This window comes from Mesorhizobium sp. M4A.F.Ca.ET.020.02.1.1 (assembly GCF_004022645.1).
GTDB lineage: Bacteria > Pseudomonadota > Alphaproteobacteria > Rhizobiales > Rhizobiaceae > Mesorhizobium.
In genome coordinates this window covers 1-728 of record NZ_RZOI01001292.1, presented here as the reverse complement: position 1 = coordinate 728, position 728 = coordinate 1, and the positions used below count along the sequence as shown (strand labels likewise).

1 pseudogene is annotated in these 728 nt (G+C 68.7%); it reads right to left on the bottom strand.

From position 1 onward, the window contains the following. Positions 1–728, bottom strand: a pseudogene (locus EN742_RS36725) (ABC transporter permease); the annotation flags it as partial.

Here is a 728-nt window from a genome sequence, read left to right as displayed (position 1 = left end):
ATACTCCAGCGAGAAGGCTGTGATCAGCGTCCTGCGCGTCGCACCCAGCGTCTTCAGCACCACCGCGTCATGGATGCGCGCCCGGTTGCCGGCGGCGAGCGCGCCGGCAAGCACCAGCACAGAAGCGATCAGCGCCACGCCGGCGGCGGCGCGGATCGCCGTGCCGAGCTGGCCCACCAGCCGGTTGACGATATCGAGCGCGTCCTTGACCCGGACCGTCGTCACCGAAGGGAACGCACGCGTCACCGCGTTGAGCAGCCGGGCATCGTCGGCGATGGTGGCGTCCTTGTCGGTCAGCGTCGCCAGCCAGCCATGCGGCGCGCCGGCGAAGGTGTTGGGCGAAAACACCATGACGAAGTTGATGCCCATCGTCTCCCATTCGACCTGGCGGAAATTGGCGATCCTGGCCGTCACGTTGCGTCCCAGCACATTGACGGTGACGGTGTCGCCGAGCTTCAGCCCGATCTGCCGTCCCTCCTCGGCCGAGAACGACACCAGCGGCTCGCCGGCATAGTCCTCCGGCCACCAGGTTCCTTGCGTCAGCGTCGCGTTGGCAGGCATCTTCGCATCATAGGTCAGGCCGCGGTCGCCGCGCAGCACCCACGCGCCCTCCGCCGGCACGCTCACCTTGCCGACGTCGACGCCGTTCAGTGCCATCACCCGCCCGCGCAGCATCGGCACCTTGGCCAGCGTCCCCCGCGGAGCCTCCTTGCCGATCAGCGCCGAGA